The organism is Streptomonospora sediminis, from assembly GCF_054778995.1.
Map to the genome: position 1 here is coordinate 145,160 of NZ_BAAGYZ010000012.1, position 19,882 is coordinate 165,041.

21 protein-coding genes are annotated in these 19,882 nt (G+C 70.9%); 9 read left to right on the forward strand and 12 right to left on the reverse strand.

The window, feature by feature from the left end:
- Nucleotides 1–46 precede the first annotated feature (46 nt).
- From ACYVD5_RS04370 to ACYVD5_RS04385, 4 genes are all read right to left on the reverse strand, one after another.
- Nucleotides 47–178 carry a hypothetical protein gene (locus ACYVD5_RS04370; RefSeq protein WP_460999585.1) on the reverse strand — a complete coding sequence of 44 codons (132 nt, stop codon included), beginning with the start codon at nt 176–178 and terminating at the stop codon, nt 47–49.
- A 71-nt stretch (nt 179–249) separates the two neighbouring features.
- Complete coding sequence (locus tag ACYVD5_RS04375) at nt 250–837, reverse strand: DUF1707 SHOCT-like domain-containing protein (RefSeq protein ID WP_460999586.1); 588 nt, start codon at nt 835–837, stop codon at nt 250–252.
- 350 nt (nt 838–1,187) lie between these two features.
- Nucleotides 1,188–2,348, reverse strand: a complete 1,161-nt coding sequence (locus ACYVD5_RS04380) for a glycine amidinotransferase (RefSeq protein ID WP_460999587.1) — start codon at nt 2,346–2,348, stop codon at nt 1,188–1,190.
- 1,117 nt (nt 2,349–3,465) lie between these two features.
- The gene (locus tag ACYVD5_RS04385; RefSeq protein WP_460999588.1) at nt 3,466–4,329 is read right to left on the reverse strand and encodes a LysR family transcriptional regulator; all 864 of its coding nucleotides are present in this window, start codon (nt 4,327–4,329) and stop codon (nt 3,466–3,468) included.
- Between the two features lie 94 nt (nt 4,330–4,423).
- On the opposite strand from ACYVD5_RS04385, the gene ACYVD5_RS04390 reads away from it, so the two are divergent.
- On the forward strand, nt 4,424–5,164 hold the full coding sequence (locus ACYVD5_RS04390; protein WP_460999589.1) for an SDR family oxidoreductase: 741 nt from the start codon (nt 4,424–4,426) through the stop codon (nt 5,162–5,164).
- A gap of 80 nt (nt 5,165–5,244) precedes the next feature.
- On the opposite strand, the gene ACYVD5_RS04395 is transcribed toward ACYVD5_RS04390, so the two are convergent.
- Nucleotides 5,245–5,985: an SDR family oxidoreductase gene (locus ACYVD5_RS04395; RefSeq protein ID WP_460999590.1), complete on the reverse strand. Its 741-nt coding sequence runs from the start codon at nt 5,983–5,985 to the stop codon at nt 5,245–5,247.
- A gap of 245 nt (nt 5,986–6,230) precedes the next feature.
- Here ACYVD5_RS04395 and ACYVD5_RS04400 point away from each other — a divergent pair, with 245 nt between their 5' ends.
- Nucleotides 6,231–7,043, forward strand: a complete 813-nt coding sequence (locus tag ACYVD5_RS04400) for a nuclear transport factor 2 family protein (protein ID WP_460999591.1) — start codon at nt 6,231–6,233, stop codon at nt 7,041–7,043.
- Between the two features lie 102 nt (nt 7,044–7,145).
- Here ACYVD5_RS04400 and ACYVD5_RS04405 read toward each other — a convergent pair whose 3' ends face one another.
- The 3 genes from ACYVD5_RS04405 to ACYVD5_RS04415 all read right to left on the reverse strand — a co-directional run bounded on the left by ACYVD5_RS04405 (nt 7,146) and on the right by ACYVD5_RS04415 (nt 9,735).
- Complete coding sequence (locus ACYVD5_RS04405) at nt 7,146–8,105, reverse strand: lysostaphin resistance A-like protein (RefSeq protein WP_460999592.1); 960 nt, start codon at nt 8,103–8,105, stop codon at nt 7,146–7,148.
- Between the two features lie 238 nt (nt 8,106–8,343).
- Nucleotides 8,344–8,547 carry a cold-shock protein gene (locus tag ACYVD5_RS04410; RefSeq protein WP_460999593.1) on the reverse strand — a complete coding sequence of 68 codons (204 nt, stop codon included), beginning with the start codon at nt 8,545–8,547 and terminating at the stop codon, nt 8,344–8,346.
- Between the two features lie 720 nt (nt 8,548–9,267).
- Nucleotides 9,268–9,735 (reverse strand): winged helix-turn-helix transcriptional regulator, encoded by a 468-nt coding sequence (locus ACYVD5_RS04415; protein WP_460999594.1) that lies wholly within the window; start codon nt 9,733–9,735, stop codon nt 9,268–9,270.
- Between the two features lie 136 nt (nt 9,736–9,871).
- On the opposite strand from ACYVD5_RS04415, the gene ACYVD5_RS04420 reads away from it, so the two are divergent.
- Nucleotides 9,872–10,621 (forward strand): SDR family oxidoreductase, encoded by a 750-nt coding sequence (locus tag ACYVD5_RS04420; RefSeq protein WP_460999595.1) that lies wholly within the window; start codon nt 9,872–9,874, stop codon nt 10,619–10,621.
- A gap of 120 nt (nt 10,622–10,741) precedes the next feature.
- On the opposite strand, the gene ACYVD5_RS04425 is transcribed toward ACYVD5_RS04420, so the two are convergent.
- From ACYVD5_RS04425 to ACYVD5_RS04435, 3 genes are read right to left on the reverse strand one after another with little or no spacing between them, the layout of a single operon-like run.
- Nucleotides 10,742–11,623: a citryl-CoA lyase gene (locus ACYVD5_RS04425; protein WP_460999596.1), complete on the reverse strand. Its 882-nt coding sequence runs from the start codon at nt 11,621–11,623 to the stop codon at nt 10,742–10,744.
- Nucleotides 11,620–12,873, reverse strand: coding sequence for a CaiB/BaiF CoA transferase family protein (locus ACYVD5_RS04430; RefSeq protein WP_460999597.1), 1,254 nt, complete (start codon nt 12,871–12,873; stop codon nt 11,620–11,622). Before ACYVD5_RS04430 ends, ACYVD5_RS04425 begins: the two co-directional genes overlap by 4 nt.
- On the reverse strand, nt 12,870–13,646 hold the full coding sequence (locus ACYVD5_RS04435; protein WP_460999598.1) for an IclR family transcriptional regulator: 777 nt from the start codon (nt 13,644–13,646) through the stop codon (nt 12,870–12,872). The genes ACYVD5_RS04430 and ACYVD5_RS04435 overlap by 4 nt, the downstream gene beginning before the upstream one ends.
- Before the next feature lie 190 nt (nt 13,647–13,836).
- Here ACYVD5_RS04435 and ACYVD5_RS04440 point away from each other — a divergent pair, with 190 nt between their 5' ends.
- The 5 genes from ACYVD5_RS04440 to ACYVD5_RS04460 all read left to right on the forward strand — a co-directional run bounded on the left by ACYVD5_RS04440 (nt 13,837) and on the right by ACYVD5_RS04460 (nt 18,039).
- Complete coding sequence (locus tag ACYVD5_RS04440; protein WP_460999599.1) at nt 13,837–14,877, forward strand: Bug family tripartite tricarboxylate transporter substrate binding protein; 1,041 nt, start codon at nt 13,837–13,839, stop codon at nt 14,875–14,877.
- On the forward strand, nt 14,874–15,488 hold the full coding sequence (locus tag ACYVD5_RS04445) for a tripartite tricarboxylate transporter TctB family protein (protein WP_460999600.1): 615 nt from the start codon (nt 14,874–14,876) through the stop codon (nt 15,486–15,488). The genes ACYVD5_RS04440 and ACYVD5_RS04445 overlap by 4 nt, the downstream gene beginning before the upstream one ends.
- Entirely contained in the window at nt 15,489–16,988 is a 1,500-nt protein-coding gene (locus tag ACYVD5_RS04450) for a tripartite tricarboxylate transporter permease (RefSeq protein ID WP_460999601.1), read from the forward strand. It abuts the gene before it with no gap.
- A 155-nt stretch (nt 16,989–17,143) separates the two neighbouring features.
- A complete protein-coding gene (locus ACYVD5_RS04455) occupies nt 17,144–17,575 on the forward strand; it encodes a PPOX class F420-dependent oxidoreductase (protein WP_460999602.1) in 432 nt (143 codons plus the stop codon).
- Nucleotides 17,576–17,721: 146 nt separating this feature from the next.
- The gene (locus tag ACYVD5_RS04460; protein ID WP_460999603.1) at nt 17,722–18,039 is read left to right on the forward strand and encodes an ArsR/SmtB family transcription factor; all 318 of its coding nucleotides are present in this window, start codon (nt 17,722–17,724) and stop codon (nt 18,037–18,039) included.
- A 76-nt stretch (nt 18,040–18,115) separates the two neighbouring features.
- On the opposite strand, the gene ACYVD5_RS04465 is transcribed toward ACYVD5_RS04460, so the two are convergent.
- On the reverse strand, nt 18,116–18,529 hold the full coding sequence (locus ACYVD5_RS04465) for an arsenate reductase ArsC (RefSeq protein WP_460999604.1): 414 nt from the start codon (nt 18,527–18,529) through the stop codon (nt 18,116–18,118).
- Nucleotides 18,530–18,736: 207 nt separating this feature from the next.
- Here ACYVD5_RS04465 and arsB point away from each other — a divergent pair, with 207 nt between their 5' ends.
- Nucleotides 18,737–19,852 (forward strand): ACR3 family arsenite efflux transporter, encoded by a 1,116-nt coding sequence (arsB, locus tag ACYVD5_RS04470; RefSeq protein WP_460999605.1) that lies wholly within the window; start codon nt 18,737–18,739, stop codon nt 19,850–19,852.
- The last annotated feature ends 30 nt before the right edge of the window (nt 19,853–19,882 follow it).

The window sequence follows — 19,882 nt, forward strand, 5'->3', positions numbered from 1 at the left end:
TGCCTGCGCACTGGACGGGAGTGCGCAGGCCGGCCCTTGCGGCGGGTTACTTCAGGTTGGCCAGGATGAGCACAATGATCACACCGAGGACGATCAGCCCGCCGACGAGGCCGACGTTGATGTCCCACGGGCCGATGCCCACCGTCGTGTCGTAGACCAGAGTCAAAGCCTGTTTCATCTCCATTTCCTATCAAACCTCCTTTCCAGCGCCTGATTGGCCGCTATCGGCGAGCAGCGCCGTTTCGGTCCTCAATCCCCGAGGATCGCGCGCATTATTCGGCCGCGGCGGCGGTTATTGGAAATCTTGATGCTTCCGGGCAGGGCATCCGCCTTTATTTTGACGACTGGGGAACCCGGACGCGCGGGTTCAATATCAACCGACTTATCGCCGAGGTAGGCACTGCCGTCGAGTTCCACACCGATTCCGGGCGGCACCCAGACCATAATGCTGCCGAGGACCGAGCGAAGATGCAGCGTGACCGAATTCGAGGAGAAGTAGGATTCGCGCAGATCCAGCTTTATATGGCCCAGTACGGCCAGTGCGCGCAGGCCGTCGTCGACGACCCAGCGGCCATTGCGCTCGATGTCGTCGCCCAGGCTGAACAGCCGGGTAGCGGCCGTATCAACGGCTGATGCCTGCGCCACCTCGGGAGCGGGCGCCTCGGGCAGATCCGCCACAACGCGCGAGAGTTGGGCGCGGGTCTGCGCGGTATACGCCGCTTCGGTGCGTTCGGTGAGTTCTTCGAGAGTCAGGCGTCCGTCGCCGCACGCCTCACGCAGGCGTTCGACTGCGTCCTCGCGTTCGGTGTCGGAGACCCGGACGTTGTCAGGTTCCACACTTTTCAGCGTAGCGATGCGGCTAGAGCCGTGGATCATCCCAGCAGACGAGATTCGTGTCGTTAAAAATATGTATGCCGGTTTCGCGGAAGTACGCGGGGAAGCAGGATGGGAAGTACGGGTAGGAGTACTGGTACCGCCCCGTATCCGGCTATTGACCCGGACAAGATACCCGCTATCGGCATTTGCCGAACGCGCCGATGATAAGTGACCGTGCCGAAGCCGAACTTCCGGCTCAGCCGCAATCCGTCCAATGACCGGATGCCGGGAGAGTACGGCGCGGTTCCGTGCGGCGGCGCTGCGGCGTGCGGGCCGCCGCACACCGCAGCGCCGCCGCTCCCCCGGTCAGGTCAGCGCGCGGGCTCCTGCTCGGGGCGCAGCCGGCCCGCGTTCGGGAAGTGGTCCCCGCAGCTCCCTTCGCGGCGGATGTCCCAGGTTGCGCAGTGCAGCGAGCCGCCGAACTCGAACACGTTGCGGAACGGCACGGTGAGAACCTCGAAACCCATGCTGCTCAGCAGGTCATGGAGCGGGGCCTCCCGCTCCTCGCAGACCACCGTGGTCGGCGACAGGCTCAGCACGTTCATCGACAGCCACTTCGACGACTGGCAGTGCGCGGGCATGTCGGCGTTGGACAGGACGGGTTCGGGGGCGTCCACCAGCTTCCAGTCGTTCTCAGCGAACAGCCCGAGTTCGTCCTCCCTGATCGGGCGGTCCGGGTTGGTCAGTACCAGCCCGGGCCGCAACGGCACGAACGTGCAGTCGATGTGCGAGGGGAAGTAGTCCAGCGGGAAATGCACCGGATGCACGCGGAAGCCTTTCGGCTCCAGGTGGCGCTTGAGCCACCGGATTCCGCTCCGGTTGGTGGTCATCGATTCCTGGACGACGATGTCCCTGCCGAACCGGCTGATGTCGGCGGCGTCGAACACGATCTCCTGCTGGGTAATGCAGAACTCCGACTCATGCATGAGCCGGTGGCGCTGCTTGAGCGGCCAGGACCAGAACTCCTCCCGGTACATGGAGTCGGCCATGGTCGGTTTGGGTGCCGTAGTCCAGGTGACGGAGGAGTCGGACTCCCAGTATCCGTAAACGAGGCGGCGGTAGGGCTCGTACTCGAAGAACCTGCCCCGGCGCGACATGGTCGCTTCGACGATCTCGTTTCCGAAGGTGATCATTACGTCGCGGGGGCAGACGGCGCAGTACTGGTTCTCGACATCGAAGTGGGGGGTCCGCAGCGGCCGGCCGAAGTCGTACGCGTCGGGCCTGCGGACCACCACCCCTTTGGACTCCAGCAGTGCCGTGAGCCCGTCCAACTCCTCGTTGGCCTTGGCGATGACATCGGGCGGCTTGGGGCCGGTGGGAAACGGTTGGTCCGGCGCGTTGCGGACCTGGGGCCGGTTGCCGGGTTCCACGGGTTCGAAGCAGGCGCCATCGGCCGATCCGACGACGACCTCCTTCAGCGTGTCCCACTCGTTCCAGGAGTTCACGGCGATCGTGCCGTCGCTGGTGGACATCGGTCTCCCTCTCTATAGCCGGGCGGGTGGAGGCGGAAGGTTCTGGGATCACCGCGGCACAGCGGGGATGCGGTGCCCGCTGGGGCCGCGCGGCACGTTCCGCGGGCATGCCGCGCAGCCCGCGCCGCGGGAAAGCCGGGGCCGTCCGCCGCCGAGGGCTCGGCGGCGGACGGCCTGATGGGCGCCTGGGGCGGGTCGGGCGCCGGGCGGGTCGGGCGGGTCGGGCGGGTCGGGCGCCGGGCGGGTCGGCGGAGCCGATCCGCTACCGGGTCATCCGCTGCAGGTATCCGGTATCCGGCGGGGGCCGGTGCGCCGGCGAGCGGGCGGAGCACGGAACCCGCTCAGCTCCCCTCCACCCGCGGCGGAGATGAAGCGCTAGGGAGTGGCCCGATCGCGGGGTATGCGCCCCGGACCGGCTGGTGGACCCGAAGGCCGGCAGCAGCGGCCCCGCTGCGCCGGCGCACCACCGGCGCAGCGAGCGGGCGGAGTCGGCAGCGGCCGCCCCGCCCTTTCGAATGCCCGCCCGGTTGCGGCACCGCTCGTGGCAGCGGCGCCACCGGAGCACTTGCCGCGGGTGCCAGGGGCCGGCTCGGGGGCCGGGGCCGCCGGGCTCGCAGCGGTTCGGCAAAGGCCGGGCACTCGAAACGCCTGAGAATATAGGCAGCGCCGACCAAGCCGAAAGTGCGAAGCTCGCGGAACACTTCGGAATGGCCGCGGTTGCCGGAGAATACGTTGCTTGACGCGGTTGAACTTTAAGTGAGGGCTACGCAGAGCGTCAACCGGAACACCGCGGATTGGAAAAAGCCACTTAACCCAGAGGATTCGCGAAAAGTTCCTGGCAGCGGCGCCACCGCAATGCGGCCGCCGCAGTGGCGCACCGCCGATGGAATCCCCTGGTGGGACCGGTCGCATAGGCGGTGGCCAGCGCAAACGCCTTTCCGGCAGGCGCGCGGACCGATTGCCGCCGGTTGTCCTATTCCGGACATAGGGGAGCGTTTTCCCGTCGTGGATTCTTCCGGTCGGGGCGGTGCGGCGGACGGCGGTGGCGGCGATGGCTCGGGCGGCCGGTTCCGGCGCGCCGCGGACCCGTCCGTCACGGTGCCGGCCCGCAGCACCGTCATATCCGCAGTGCCGTGCGGACCAGTCCGGCAAGGGCCAGGCTGCGGCTGTGCGCGGGCCAGACGATGTGGGCGACCACGGGAGGCGCGTCGGTCAGCGGGACGGCGGCGTGCTCGGCCCACAACCAGGCGCGGGCGGACTCGGGGAAGATGGCCGCAGTGCGTCCGAGGGCGATCAGCTGGGCCAACTGGGTCTGGTCGTGGATCACAGGGCCCGGACCGGACGGACTCGTGGGGTCGCGGGACCAGCGGGCGAGCGGGAGACCGGGGATGTCGCCGACGTCGGCCATCGACAGGGTCTTGCGCGCAGCGAGGGGGTGCCCGGCGGGCAGGATGGCGATCTGGCTCTCGGTCAGCAGTGCCTCGCTGTCGAACCCTGCCAGGGAGTTGAACGGCGTGTGCATGAGCGCCGCATCGGCACGGCCATCGCGAAGCATGTCGCCCTGTTCGCACGTGCCGCTCGGCAGTACCTCGACCTCGGCGGCACCGGGCTCGGCCGCGTAGGCGTCGAGGAGCTTCTGCAGCAGCTCGTGGGACGCGGCGGCTTTCACGGCCAGCACCAGGCGGTTGCGCAGACCGCCGGGAGCGTCGGCGCCACCGGCGCGGCGGGTGCGGCGGACGGCGGCGGTGGCGGCGTCGAGGGCCGCGCCGCCCTCGTGCAGCAGCACCTCGCCGGCACCGGTCAGCGAGATACCGCGCCGGTTTCGCTCCAGCAACGCGACGCCAAGGCGCCGCTCAAGCCGTTGGATCGCCCGGGACAGCGGCGGTTGGGCCATGCCGAGGCGTTCGGCGGCGCGGCCGAAGTGCAGTTCTTCGGCGACGGCGGTGAAATACCTGAGCTCGCGGGTCTCCACGGTGTCCACCGCAGCAGCCTACCCTGGGTGATACCCACCGGGTATGACAGTGGACCCTCATGGTGTTGGCTGCGCCGCTCGGTGGCGAGCCAGTATCAATGCCATGAGCGAAACAAAGACCGCGCTGGTGACCGGCGCGAACAAGGGGATCGGCTACGAGATCGCGGCCGGACTGGGCGCCCGCGGCTACCGCGTGGGTGTAGGCGCCCGCGACGAGGCCCGGATGAGGGCCGCCGTTGACAAGCTGCGCGCCGACGGGGCGGACGCGTTCGGTGTACCGCTGGAGGTGACCGACGACCGGAGCGTCACCGACGCCGCAGCATTGGTCGAGCGGCAGGCCGGGGGCCTGGACGTGCTGGTCAACAACGCCGGCATCCACGGCGGGGATGGGCGGGAGGCGTGGGGGCAGGATCCGACCACGCTCGACCTCGACCTGGTCCGCAGGGTCTTCGAGACCAACGTCATCGGTGTCATCCGGGTGACCAACGCGATGCTGCCGATGCTGCGGCGTTCGGCGTCGCCGCGTATCGTCAACGCCTCCAGCACCGTCGCCTCGCTGACCCTGCAGGCGGACCCGGACGCGGAGGTCGGCCCCGTCATGGCGGCCTATTCGCCGACGAAGACCTACCTCAACGCCCTCACCGTGCACTACGCCCGGCAGCTCGCCGACACCAACATCCTGATCAACGCCGCCGACCCGGGCCTGGTCTCGAGCGATTTCACCGGGTTCCAAGGGTTCTACACCCCTGAGGAGGGCGCGGTCACGGCGATCCGGCTCGCCGTGCTGCCCGATGACGGCCCGAGCGGTGCGTTCTTCGGCGAAGCCGGCCCCCTCCCCTGGTGATCGTGGTACCGGTGTCCGGCGCCGACCGGCGCCGGACACCGGTACCTCTACATCGTAGATTTTTCCCGTGCCTTCATTGTTCAGCCCTGGACGGTCGGGCGGACGGTGATGTCGCCGATTTCGACGTCGGCGGGCTGTTCGATGGCGAAGGCGATGGTGCGGGCCACGGCTTCCGGGTCGATGGCGAACCCGTCCATCATGGCGTTGACCTGCTCGCGGACCACCGGGTCGTCGACCGAGTCGGCGAGTTCGGTGCGGATGACACCGGGCGACACCGAGGTCGTGCGCAGCATGCCGTCGGTCGACTCCTGGCGCAGCCCCTCCAGCAGGGTGCGGACCGCGTTCTTCGTTCCGGCATAGACCGCCTGCGTAGGGACGATCTTCAGCCCGGACGTCGACACGGTCGTCACGAGGTGGCCCTGGCCCTGCCGGCGGAACACGGGCAGCGCCGCGTGGATCCCGTTCAGCACGCCGCGGACGTTGACGTCGATCATCGCCGACCAGCCGTCGAGGTCGCCGTCCTCGATCGGACCGGTCTTGGCGATACCCGCGTTGCCGACGAGCACATCGAGCCGGCCGAACTCCGCGACGGCCCGGTTGACAAGGCGGTCGAGGTCCTCGCGGACGGTCACGTCCACGGTGCACACGGCGGCACGGCCGCCGCTGCCGCGGATCTCCCGGGCAAGCTCGTCGAGGCGCTCCGTCCGGCGGGCCCCGAGGACGACCGCCGCGCCGCGCTCGGCGAGCAGCCGGGCGGTGGCCGCGCCGATGCCGCTGCTGGCCCCGGTGATGGCGACGGCCTTGCCGCTGATGCCCTGCATGGCAACCCCTCTCTCCAATAAAGCGGACAACCGTCCGATTGCGCGTTGAGATTACCGGACAACTGTCCACTTGTCCATGCCACACCCACCGGGAGCGGGCACTCCCACTCCGGCACACCTGTGTTTCAGCTAATACTTGTTCGGACATCTTTTTTTCGCGCGACGCTTGATTCAAGCGACAGAGAGCCGCATAGTAGGAGTTGATTGTTCAGACAACTTAACCCTTACCGCTCTTGGAGAGTGCCATGCCGAGCACACAGTGGACCGAGTACGTCGACGCACCCTTCGACCGGGTCATCGGACTCCTGCACGACAAGGTGGAGAACCCGCGGAAGTACGTGCCGCCCGTGCGGTTCAGCCGGATCCTGGAACGCACGGACGACCACGTACTGCGCGAGATGTACCAGCCCTACCCCGGCGACCTGACCATCCGGGAGCGCATCACCGAGCGCGAGGTAGCCGGCGGCACCGACGTCGTCTTCGAATACGTCGACAACCCCACCTACGTGGGCGCCTTCCACAACACGGTGGTCCGCGCCGGGCGCGGCACCGAGGTCACCTACTTCATGGACTGGAAACCGCGGGCGGGGGTCGCGGACCCGATTTCCGACGAGGTGGCGCAGAACATGGTCCGCGCCGGTGTCTCGCACCTCAAGCGGCTCGTGGAGACCCCGGCGCAGGTCCCCGACTGGGTCAGGTCGTTCTTCGCCGCCGCCGAGTCGCGGGGCACCGACGGCATCGCCGAACTCGTATCGGCCGGGGTGCGGTTCCGGATCGGCAGCGACGCCGAAGCGGTCGGCCGCGAGGGCATCGTCCAGGCGAGCGAACCGCTCCGGTCGGTGGTCGCGGAGGTCCGCCACGAGTTCGTCCACGTGGACGAACTCAACGGGGGAACCCGCGCCTACACCGACCTCTTCGCCGACTTCACCCTGCACGACGGGCGGCGCGTCCTGCTGCCGTTCCTGGTCCGGCTGGACCGCGACACCGACGGCCGGATCACGGCGATCCTGGTCAACGGCGACATCTCACCGCTGAACAGCGGCTGGCAGCCGGCCTGAGCAGCGCGGCCGCGATACCGCAGCCGGACGGCCGCCGTCCCCGGTGTCGAGGGCGGCGGCCGTCCGGGCGGGCTCAGCGCCGATCCGGGGTGGACGCGGCGCTCAGGCCGAGCTCACGCCTTCGGCGGTCCGGCCGGCGTCCGCGCCGCGCCGCGGACGCCTCCGGATCTGGCCGGTGCGGGCGGCCCTGTACAGCAGAAAGACCGCGGGAACCAGGCACACCAGCAGCGCGACCGGGCTGGCCTCCGGCCCGAACGTGCCGCCGGTCAGCAGCGGCGAGCCGGACAGCGTGGTGTTCAGCAGCCCGTCGGGCGCCGTGTCGGAGGCGGACTGCACGACACCGAAGATGCCGGCGTGCGTGAAGTTCCAGCCGAAGTGCAGACCGATCGGCAGCCACAGCGAGCGGGTCAACACGTAGCCGGCGGCCATCAGGATTCCGCCGGTCAGGGCGATGGATAGCGTGCCCCACAGCGTGGCATTGGTGTTGACCAGGTGCGTCGCACCGAACAGGACCGACGACGCGGCCAGGGCGATGACCGTGCCGGTGCGCTCTTCGAGGATGCGGAAGACGACCCCGCGGAACAGCACCTCCTCAATAACGGCGACGCTCGCCATCATGCCGGCGGCGGCGGCACACCCGCCGACGGAGCCCCACGACACCTGCTGCCAGCCGCCGAACACCGCGATCAGCAGCATCAGCGCGGTGAACATGCCGGCCCCCAGCAGCGCCCCGCGTCCCAGCAGCCCCCACCTGCCCTCCTTGGCGAGTTCGGGGACACTCGGCCGCAGCTCGACGGTCCGGCTAAGCCAGCCATAGCAGGCGAGGGCCGCCACGGCGAGAGCGATCCCCACCGGCAGCGCGAGCAGCGGGACGGGCGCGACAAGCCGGTTGATCCCGGCGGTCGCCGCCAAGACAACGAGCAAGGCGACCACCAGCACGGGCACCCGGAAGCTGCGCAACCGGCGCCGGCCGGCAGATGGCCCCGCCTGCTGGGCGACCGTACCTCCCCCGTCCGTGTTCGGGGTGCTCTGGGCGCTCTGGGTGTTCTCCCCGGTCTCCATGGTTCTCGATCCCGTCGACGGCTGTGCACGGCGGCTGCCGTGCGGTCCGGTAAACACTAGGGATCGGTGCAGGCCGGCGGCGTCCCGCTGGAGTGGACACTTCGCGGTAGCTCGCACGGGGGACGGCCCCAACACCACGGGACATAAAAAACAGCTGCCCCCGCCGCGGACGGCGGGGGCAGCTGCCAGTAACGCCTAGAGGCACGGAGCACCCGGCGTGACCGGGGCCGCGCCGCTACTACACGACGCGGACGCGCTCGGCCTGCGGGCCCTTCGGGCCCTGCGTGACGTCGAACTCGACGCGCTGGTCTTCATCGAGGTTGCGGAAGCCGGTGCCGTCGATGTTGCTGTAGTGAACGAAGACGTCCGGGCCGCCCTCATCCTGGCTGATGAAGCCGAAGCCTTTTTCGCCGTTGAACCACTTGACGGTTCCCTGAGCCATAACTGCCTCCTGGCAGGTCGACGGGTTCGAATCCGTAATCCGGATCCGCGATCGCTGTCAGAGCGCCCACCCACCATTCCTGGCTGCAGGATCACTCGCGTTGCACGCTGCGAGCGTCAAACATGAAGTCAAATACACACAAAGAAAAACGCACGATCGCTTGATACAACAACCTACCGCATCAGATATTCCCTCCGCGATATCCACGCCCTGCCGAGTGTGCGCCGGCGCACGCTCGGGCGCTCGGCCAGAGCGCGGACCGGCACCTCATGCGCCGCCGGAACCCGTTCCACCGGCACCGGGCGCGCCGCCGCCCCGGTCGGGCCCGCAGCCCCCCGACCGCCGCGCCGACTTGTATACACACGGCGCGACCTGCACAAACGCCGGTCGACTCCGTCGCCGGCGCCGCAGCCACCGCGCCGCGCTCAGCGCGGCAGGTCCGCCGCGCCGAGCGCGGGGGCCGCAGGCACCCGCCGGTCCCGTCCGCTGCCGAACACGCAGCACAGGCACATCAGAGGCCCCGCGGCCACCACCTGGAGTGTGTCTTTCATCTCGGCGCTTGCCCGCGCCAACGCCTGACGGCATACCCCTGCGCGCCGCGCGGGTCGGCCGCCGCCGGCAGCAGGCCGGCGGCGGGGCCGCGGGAGACCGAAGACAGCCGCCCCGGCGCCCAGTCGCCCGCGCGCCGCACGACGTGCCCCGTTTCTTCCAGTTCGCGGATCAGGGCGTCGCCGAGCCGGTCCTCGACCTGCGCGCCGCCGGGGACTCGCCAGCAGCCGACCGGGAGTCGTACTCCGCCTGGGCCTGCAGAATCCGATCGGTGTTGGAGCCGAACCAGTGGATCAGTTCGCACAGCGGCTCGGTGAGGCTGGTGCCGAGCGCAGTCAAGGTATAGGTGACCTGGGGCGGAACAGTGGGTTCGACGGAGCGGTCGACCAACCCGTTGCGCACGAGGGACTTCAGGTTCTGCGACAGCATCTTCTGGCTGATACCGCCAATACGGCCGTGCAGCACCGAGAAGCGGTGCGGGCCGTCGATGAGCGCGGCCAGGATCAGGGTCGCCCAGCGGCTGGTGGTCTGGTCCATGACCGACCGGGTGGGGCAGTCGCGTTCGAAGGTGTCGGCGGCGAGCAGTGTGCGGGCGGTGGCCGACCGCTGGGTGTCGGTCGCGGCGTGGGTTTCCTTCATGGCACCAGCTTACAAAAAAGTACGTACTTACGTAAGGAAACCACCTCTCCTAGAGTTACCAATGCGGTCGCGACACCGGTACCCCCGGGCGGCGCGGCGGCCGCTGCGCGCTGCCTGCCACCGAAGGAGACGGACAATGAGCACACTCCAAGGCCGCACCGCGCTGGTCACCGGCGGGTCCAAGGGCATCGGCGCCGCCATCGCGGCGGCCCTGGCCGAGGCCGGTGCCGCGGTCGCCGTGAACTACGCGGGCGACGCTGAGGCCGCCGCCACCGTCGTGGACAAGATCACCGCGGCGGGTGGACGGGCCGCTGCCGTGCAGGCCGACGTCGCCCGGCCCACCGACGTGGTGCGCCTGTTCGCCGAGGCTCGGGAGCACCTCGGCCCGGTGGACATTCTGGTGAACAACGCGGGCGTCTACTCCTTCGCACCGTTCGAGGCGGTCACCCCGGAGGAGTTCCACCGCCAGGTCGACACCAATCTGCTCGCCCCCCTGCTGACCATGCAGGAGTTCGCCAAGCAGCCTGAGGCCGACGGCGGCGCGATCATCAATCTGTCCACCGCGGGGACCACCAGCCACCCGCCCTACTCCGCGCTTTACACCGCCACGAAGAGCGCCGTGAACTCGGCGACCACCGTCGTCTCCAAGGAACTCGCCGGCCGGGGCATCCGGGTCAACGCCATCGCCCCGACCGCCTCGGACACCGAGGGCACCCGCAACCTGGGCTTCGTCGGCAGCCCCGCCGGCGAGCAGGCGGCGTCCCAGATCCCCTTCGGGCGGCTGGGCCGGCCCGAGGACATCGCCCCGATCGCCGTGTTCCTCGCCTCCGCCGGGGCCGGCTGGATCACCGGCGAGGTCGTCTTCGCCTCCGGCGGCGACCGCTGAGCCACCGGGCCTGGGGCGGCCCGGCCCGGTGGGCGGGTGGGACGCCCCGGCCCGCCCGGCCGCCGGCGGCATTGGGTGTATCCGCCGCGCCCGCGACGCGCCCCCGCTTGCCCGCCGGCCTCACTCCGGCGGTTCGCGCAGGGCGGGGCCGGTGTAGTCGGCGAGCAGCGGGCGCGGGATCGGGCCCTTGATCCGGGTGCCGCCCTGGGTCTCCTCCCAGGAGTGGGCGAGGATGCCGACCGAGCGGGACAGCACGAACAGCCCGCGGCCCAGCTCCGGCGGGAATCCCAGCTCGGCGTAGACGACCGCGGTCGCGCCGTCGATGTTCATCGGCACCGGCCGGCTCGCGCGCGCGGCGATCCGCTGCTCGATCTCCAGCGCGGCGGCCAGGTGGTCGCCGCGCACCACGCCGTTCTCGGCGGCCTCGCCGACCATGGCCAGCAGCGGGTCGCGGCGCGGGTCGCGGGGGTGGAACCGGTGCCCGAACCCCGGCATGTACCGGTGCTCGTCAAGGGCTTCCTCGACCGCCGTTCCGATGTCCGCGCCGTCCTCGTGCACGCGCCGCCGGACACCCTCCAGGACGGCCATGCACTGCTCGCCTGCACCGCCGTGCACATCGCCCAGCAGGTTCACCCCGGTGGCGACCGCGTTGTTCAGGCCCACGCCGCAGGTGGCCGCCATCCGGGCCGCGGCGATCGACGGCGCCTGCGGCCCGTGGTCGACCGCGGCGGTCAGCGCGGCCTCCAGCAGCCGCGACTCGGCCGCACCCGGCAGATCGCCGCGCAGCATCAGCCAGATCGTGTCGACGAAGGACGCATTGCCGATCAGCCGCTCGATCGGGTAGCCGCGCAGTGCGATCTCGCCCGGTTGGATCCGCACCAGGCCGGTGGCCCAGTACGCGGCCGGATCGGCGCCGCCGCCCGCGCCGGGCTCGGAACCGGGGGCGGAGCCGGGGCCGGGCCCGGATCCGGGGTTGGCGTTGGGGTCGGACTCCGCGCTCATACCACTCCCGCTTCCCGTAGCCGCTCAATGTCGTCTTGGCCGTAGCCCAGTTCGCCGAGTAGTTCGTCGGTGTGCTCGCCCAGCAGCGGCGGGGAAGCCGCGGGCGCACGCGCGTGGTCGTCCACCCGCACACCGCTGCCCAGGACCCGCACCGTCCGGCCGGTGTCGCCCGGGAACGGCACCTCGTGCACCAGCTCGCGATCGGCGACCTGGTCGAGCTCCAGGGCCTCGGGGACCCCGAGCACGCGTGCGGCGGGGATCCCGCGCGCGGACAGCACCTGCTCCCAGTGCAGCGCCGAGTGCTCCAGCAGCCCGCGCTCCAGCTCGGTGCGCAGCGCCGAGCGGTTGGTCTTGCGGTCCTCGCGGGCGGCGAAGCGGGGGTCGGCGGCGAGGTCGGGGCGGCCGACCTCGGTGCACAGGCTCTCGAACTGCTCCTGCTTGTTCGCCGCGATGTTCAGGTGGCCGTCGGCGGTGCGGAAGGTGCCCGACGGTGCCGAGGTGGCGTTCTCGTTGCCCATGGGCTCGGGCTCGACCCCGGCGATCAGGTAGTTCGACACCGCCCAGCCCATGGCCGTGACCGCGGTGTCCATCATGGACAGGTCCAGCCACGACCCGGTGCCGGTGCGTTCGGCGCGCAGCAACGCGGCGGAGATCGCGAACGCGGCGGTCATGCCGCCGAGGGTGTCGGCGATCGGGTAGCCGGCGCGCAGGGGGGCGGTGTCGTCGGTGCCGGTCACGCTCATCATGCCCGACAGGCCCTGGATCACCTGGTCGTAGGCGGGCCGGTCGGCCATCGGGCCGTGCTGGCCGAACCCGGAGATGGCGCAGTACACGAGTTTGGGGTTCAGCTCGCGCAGGCGGTCGGCGCCGAACCCGAGCCGGGCCAGCACGCCGGGCCGGAAGTTCTCCAGCACCACGTCGGCGCCGCGCACCAGTTCTGCGAAGACGGTCTTGCCGCGCTCCGTCTTCAGGTTGATGGTGATGGAGCGCTTCCCGCCGTTCTGGGCGAGGAAGGAGGTGCCGAGCCGCTCGGCGTTGAGCCCGGCGTCGGCGCCGAGCTGGCGGGCGAGGTCGCCGCTGCCGGGGGTCTCGACCTTGACGACGTCGGCGCCGAACAACCCGAGCTGGTAGCTGGCGAACGGGCCGGCGAGCACGTTGGTCAGGTCCAGCACGCGCACTCCGCCCAGCGGTGCGTCGGCACCGGCGGCGGTATCAGCGCCGGTGCCGGCTCCGGTTCCGGTGCCGGTCACTTGGGCCCTCCGAATCCGATCCGGGTGATCCGCGCGGCGGCCTCGCCCACCGCGGGGACGAAGTCGGCAACGGCTTTCTCGGTGAACCGGGGCGTAGGCCCGCCCAGTGCGAGGGCGGCGAGCACACCGCCATCCGCGCGGAACACCGGCGCGGCCAGCCCGGAGGCGCCCACTTCGCGTTCGCCGTGGGTGAGCGCGTATCCCGCCTGCCGCACTTCTTCGGTTTCGGTGCGCAGCTGGGCGGCGGTGCGCCCGCGCGGGTCCTGGGCCGCCACTTCGCCGAGGAGCCGGTCGTCGGCGCCGACGAGCAGCACCTTGCCGGCCGCGCCCGCCCACAGCGGCAGCTCGTCGCCGACGCGCACCACGTGGCGCACGTTCTGGCTGCCTTCCTGCTGCTCGACGCAGATGCGGGAGAGGTCGGCGCGTACGTACAGGTTGACGGTTTCTCCGCAGGTGTCCGACAGCGCGCGCATCACCCGGCGCGCCGACTCGGGCGGCTGCCAGGCGGCGCGCGCCAGGCTGGACCAGCGCAGCAGTCCGGGGCCGGCGCTGATCTGCCCGGAGCCATCGGACCACAGCAGTCCGCGGCGTTCCAGGGTGGCGACAAGGCGCAGCACCGTGGTCTTGGCCAGCCCGGTGGCCTCGGTCAGCTCGCGCACGCTCCAGAACATGCGTTCCTCGGTGAACAGACCGAGCAGGTCCAGTGCGCGCAGCACGCTGCGCACCCCGGAGTTCTGTCCTGGTTCGTCCGTGGATTCCGCGGTACCGGACATGCGATCACCCTTTCAGCCAGTATTGCCTCAGGCGTACGGTGCGACCTAGAGTACCCGGAAATCCACTAGGTGGACGGCCTAGACCACTGCGTGGTCCACCTTTGGTCCGTCATTGGTCCATCATGAGTCGTAGGCCACACGCACCGGCCCCCATCCGGCGTCCGACGACCCCGCAAAGGAGCAAACCATCATGAGCGCTACCGACCCTCCGGACGGTGCGGGGTCCGAACCCGGCCCCCGCCTCGCCGGCCGTGCGGCGCTGCGCATTGCCGCGGCGGCGCTCGGCCTCGCGGTGGTGGCCTTCGGGGTCGTCGACGCCTACGGCAGTGCCCAGTCCGGGTCCGGCCCGCGCGACCGGCTGCACATCACGGTGCCCGCGGCGCCCGGCGGCGGCTGGGACAGCGTCGGCAGGGAGATCCAGGCCGTTGCGGACAGCCGCGACCTGGTCAACACCACCGAGGTGCTGAACATCCCCGGCGCGGGCGGCACGATCGGCCTGTCCCGGGTCGCCAACCAGACCGGCCGGGGCGACGTCCTGATGATGACGGGCACGGTGATGATGGGGACCATCGCGGCCACCGACCCGCCCAACGACCTCCAGGACGTCACCCCGATCGCGCGGCTGGCCAACGACTACGAGGTCGTCGTGGTCCCCGCCGACTCGCCGATCCGCAACCTCGACGACCTGTTCCAGGCGTGGCGCGACGACCCCGGCGCGGTGGCGGTCGGCGGCGGCTCGGTCGGCGGCACCGACCACCTGCTCGCCGGGATGCTGATGGAGGCCGGCGGCGCAAAGCCCGCCGACCTGAACTACATCGCCTACGCGGGCGGCGGCGAGGCGGTCGCCGGCATGCTCAACGGCAGCCTCGCCGTCGGCGTGTCGGGATACGACGAGTTCGCCGCGCAGATCGAATCCGGCGAACTGCGCGCACTGGGCCTTTCCGCGGGCGATCCGGTCGAGGACATCGACATCCCGACGTTCCGCGAGCAGGGCGTCGACGTCGAGCTGGCGAACTGGCGCGGCGTGGTGGCTCCCCCGGGGCTGTCCGAGGAGCAGCGCAACGAACTGGAGGAGCTGCTCAAGCAGGTGCACGACTCCCAGCAGTGGCAGGACACCCTCGACAAGCAGGAGTGGGAGGACACGTTCCTCACCGGTAACGAGTTCGAGCGGTTCGTGGCCGACGAGACCGACCGGATCAACGAGATCAGCAAGGAGCTGGGTCTGGCATGACGACCGCACCGTCCGCACCGTCGGCACCCCCGGCCGCGGCGAAGCCCCGGGGCGAGCTCATCGTCGCCGCGCTCGTCGCCCTCGTCGGGGCGGTCCTGCTCATCCGCACCGCGACCATGGATGTGCCGGGCACCGGGGGCTACCTCGGACCGCAGTTCTTCCCCTACGTCATCGGCTCCCTGCTGGTGGTACTGAGCGTGCTGCTGGCGGTGCAGCACCTGCGCCCCGGCCCGGCGGGCCCGAGCGGGGCGGCCGCCGGAGCCGGCTCCCGAACCGGACCGGAGTCCAAAACCGAGTCCGAAGCGGACTCCGCAACAACGGCCGAAGCAGAGCCGGCAGCCGAGTCCGGCGCCGGCGGCACGCCCGCCATGAGCTGGAAACCGTTCGGCATCGTGGCCGCGACCCTGGCGCTGCACCTGGTGCTGCTGGAGCCGGTCGGCTGGCTGATCACGGGAGCGGGCCTGTTCTTCGGGGTCTCCTACGCCCTCGGCGGCCGGCGCGTGCTGCGCGACCTGGGCATCTCGATCGTCATGTCCGCTGCCGCCCAGGTGGGGTTCTCGGCCGGGCTGGGCATCGCTCTGCCCGCGGGCATCCTCGGCGGGGTGGTTTGAGTGGATACGATCTCGCAACTGCTCGGGGGTTTCTCGCAGGCCCTCACACCCGAGCACCTGCTGTGGTGCCTGCTCGGCGTGGTCCTGGGTACCGCGGTCGGGGTGCTGCCGGGGCTCGGGTCGGCGATGGCCGTCGCGCTGCTGGTGCCGCTGACGTTCCAGCTGGAGCCCACCGCCGCGTTCATCATGTTCGCCGGGGTGTACTTCGGCGGCCAGTTCGGCGGGGCGACCACCGCCATCCTGCTGAACACGCCGGGGCAGAGCTCCTCGATGGTCACCGCGTTCGAGGGCTTCCAGATGGCGCGGCGGGGGCGGGCGCCGCAGGCGCTCGCCACGGCGGTACTGGGGTCCTTTGTCGGCAGCATCATCGCGGTGACGCTGGTGGTGTTCTTCTCGCCGCTCATGGTGGACCTGGCGGTGAGTTTCGGACCGGCCGAGTTCTTCGCGCTCGCCGTCTTCGCCTTTGTCGCGACATCGGCCGTCGTCTCCAACGACAAGGTGCGGGGGCTCACCTCGCTCGCCCTCGGACTGGCGATCGCGCTGGTGGGCATCGACGAGCAGAGCGGCGCCGTGCGGTTCACCTTCGGCGCGCCGCAGCTGCTCGACGGCATCAGCATCGTCGTGGTGACCGTGGGTGTGCTGGCCATCGGCGAGGTGCTGCACGTCGCCTCGCGGGTCGACCACGCCCCGGCCACCGAGACCGTGCGCTCGGGCCGGCCGTGGCTGTCGCGCAGCGACTGGGGCCGCTCCTGGCTGCCGTGGCTGCGCGGCACCGCGCTGGGTGTGCCGTTCGGGATCATCCCGGCCGGCGGCTCGGAAATCCCCACGTTCCTGTCTTACGGCATGGAGAGCAAGCTGGCCGCCCGGCGGGGCCGCAGCGAGTTCGGGCGCGGCGCCATCGAGGGCGTCGGCGGTCCCGAGGCCGCCAACAACGCCACCACGGCGACCTCGCTGGTCCCGCTGCTGGGCCTGGGCGTGCCGACCTCGGCGACCGCGGCGATCATGCTCGGCGCGTTCCAGCAGTACGGCATGCGTCCGGGGCCGCTGCTGTTCACCGAGGAGTCCGAGCTGGTGTGGGCGCTGCTGGCCAGCCTGTTCGTGGGCAGCGCCATGCTGCTGGTGCTGAACCTGCCGTTCGCGCCGGTGTGGGCGAAGCTGCTGCAGATCCCGCGCAACTACCTCTACGCCGGGATCGTGGTGTTCGCGACGCTGGGCGTGTACTCGGCGAAGACGGCGATCGCCGACGTGGCGCTGCTGTATGCGGTCGGCATCGTCGGGTTCCTACTGCGGCGCTACGGCTTCCCCATCGCGCCGGTGCTCATCGGCGCGATCCTCGGTCCGCTGGCCGAGACCGAGCTGCGCCGTGCGATGGCGATCAGCCAGGGCGATGTCGGCCAGCTGTTCGCCGGCCCCATCACGCTCACCCTGTACGGCGTGCTCATCGTCGCGCTGGTGGTCCCGATGGTCCTGCGCATGCGCGGCAAGCGCACGGCGCGCTAGCCGGCCGGCGTCCCACCCGGACGCCGGCCCCCGTACTGCGCCCACCCGCCGCACGCATGGCGGGTGGGCGCAGTGCATTCCGCCCCGCTGGGCGGGGCGCCGCGGGCCCGTGCCCAGCGGGGAATAGCCGGGGTCCGGCCGCGGCTGGACCGGTTATGAGTGATTCCGAGTTCGACCCGCGCACACTGCTCGCAGAGAGCCGGCTCGGGGTGCTGGCCACGATCAAGGCCGACGGCCGCCCCCAGCTTTCGCCGGTCTCCCCGTTCTACGACCGGCAGGCCGATACGCTCGTCGTTTCGATGACCGAGGGCCGCGCCAAGACCGCCAACCTGCGCCGCGACCCGCGCGCCGCACTGGAGGTCACCAGCCCCGACGGCTGGGGGTGGGCCACCGCCGAGGGCCCGGTGACCCTCACCGGCCCGGGCACCGATCCGCACGGCCCCGAGGTCGAAGCGCTGGTGCGCTACTACCGCGCCGCCTCCGGCGAGCACCCCGACTGGGACGAGTACCGGTCGGTGATGGTGTCCGACCGCAGGGTGCTGATGACCATGGCGGTCGACCACGTCTACGGCGCCAGGATCCGCTGAGGGACCGGCCGGCGGACCGGTAGGGCGATCGGCCGGCACATCCAAACGCTCCGGCCGATCCGCCGGGCCGCGCTGCCGGCGCGCCGGACCTGCCGCCCGGGCGGGGCCGGCTTGACGCCCCGGTCCGGCCGTGGTGATATCGAAACATGCTGATGTCACCTGAGGGCTCCGTCGCAGAGACCGCCATCGGCCTGTTCGGGGACCCGCTGCGGGCACGGATCGTGCAGCTGCTGGCCGGCGAGCAGATGTGCACCTGCCACCTGATCGCCGAAACCGGTGCCCGCCAGACCACCATCAGCCATCACCTGCGGATCCTGCGCGAGAGCGGCCTCGTCGAGACCGAGGCCCGCGGCCGCTACACCTACTACCGGCTGCAGGCCGAGGCCGTGGCCGGAGCCGCCGAGGGGCTGCGCGACCTCGCGGCCCGGGCGGCCGACGCCCGGGACCGCTACCGCCCCTGCTGAACACTTGCCGCCGGCGCGCACCCGCACGTCCGCACCCCTGCGCGTCCGCGCCGCAGCCGGCCCCGGCCGGCCCGGGTCAGCCGCGGGCGGCGACCCCCAGCTCGGCCAGCAGTCCTTCGACCCGGCGGCGGATCTCGTCGCGGACCGGCCGCACGTCGGCGACGGACCGGCCCGCGGGGTCGTCCAGCTCCCAGTCGAGGTAGCGCTTGCCGGGAAAGATCGGGCAGGTGTCGCCGCAGCCCATGGTGATCACGACGTCGCTGGCCTCGACGGCGCCGGATGTCAGTATCTTGGGTTGCTCGGCGGCGATGTCGATGCCCAGCTCGGCCATTGCCTCGACCGCCGCGGGGTTCACCGACTCCGCGGGTTCGGAGCCGGCGGAGCGGACCTCGACCCGGTCGCCCGCGAGGTGGGCGAGCAGGCCTGCCGCCATCTGGGAGCGCCCGGCGTTGTGGACGCAGACGAAGAGCACACTCGGTTTATCCGACACGGGACCGGCCTTCCTTCAACACCCTGACCTGGATTCGGTTGGCTTACCCGGCTTGGGCGTGCCCGGCTCGCCAGGACTTGCTCCGGACGCGGCCGTGCGGCGGCGCCGCCTTCAACTTATCAGTCGATATTGATATCAGCTTGCTCCGATGTACGGTTGTCTCCAGCGCCAACGCGCAGCCGTCCAGCCCTCCAGGAGGTCACCGCCATGCCCCGCTCCCGCACGGATGCCCAGGCCCCCGAGCGGGTCCCCGACCCGGCAGGGAACCCGCGGCTGTCGACGCTGGACCGCTTCCTCCCGTTGTGGATCGGGCTCGCCATGGCGGCGGGCCTGCTGCTGGGGCGGTGGGTGCCCGGGCTGCAGGGCGCGCTGGACGCCGTCAAGGCCGGCGGTATCTCCGTGCCGATCGCGCTGGGCCTGCTGGTGATGATGTACCCGGTGCTGGCCAAGGTGCGCTATGACCGCCTGCACACGGTCACCGGCGACAAGCGGCTGCTCGTGTGGTCGCTGGTGCTGAACTGGCTGGTGGGGCCGGCGGTCATGTTCGCGCTGGCCTGGATCTTCCTGCCCGACCTGCCGGAGTTCCGCACCGGTCTGATCATCGTCGGGCTGGCGCGCTGCATCGCCATGGTCGTCATCTGGAACGACCTGGCCTGCGGCGACCGCGAGGCCGCGGCCGTGCTGGTCGCGCTCAACTCGGTGTTCCAGGTGGTGGCCTTCGGGCTGCTCGGCTGGTTCTACCTCGACCTGCTGCCCGGGTGGTTGGGGCTGGAGCAGAGCGGTATCGACGTCTCGGCGTGGGAGATCGCCGCGATGGTGCTGGTCTTCCTCGGTATCCCGCTGGTCGCCGGCTACCTCACCCGCACGTTCGGCGAGCGCGCCAAGGGCCACCAGTGGTACGAGGAGCGGTTCCTGCCGCGCATCGGCCCGCTCGCGCTCTACGGCCTGCTGTTCACCATCGTGCTGCTGTTCGCTCTGCAGGGCGAGGCGATCACCTCGGGCCCGTTGGACGTCGCGCGCATCGCCGTGCCGCTGCTGCTGTACTTCGTCCTGATGTGGGGACTGTCGATGCTGCTGGGCCGCGCGATCCGGCTCCCCTACGAGCGCGCGACCACCCTGGCCTTCACGGCGGCCGGCAACAACTTCGAACTGGCCATCGCGGTGGCGGTGGGCGTCTTCGGCGTCACCTCCGGCCAGGCGCTCGCGGGCGTGGTCGGCCCGCTCATCGAGGTGCCGGTCCTGGTCGGACTCGTCTACGTCTCCCTGTGGGCGCGGCGCTTCTTCCGCGCAAGCGGGCGCGAGGCCGCGGCCGAACACGGCTGAGGCGCCGGGGCGGGGCCGCCCCCGCCCCGG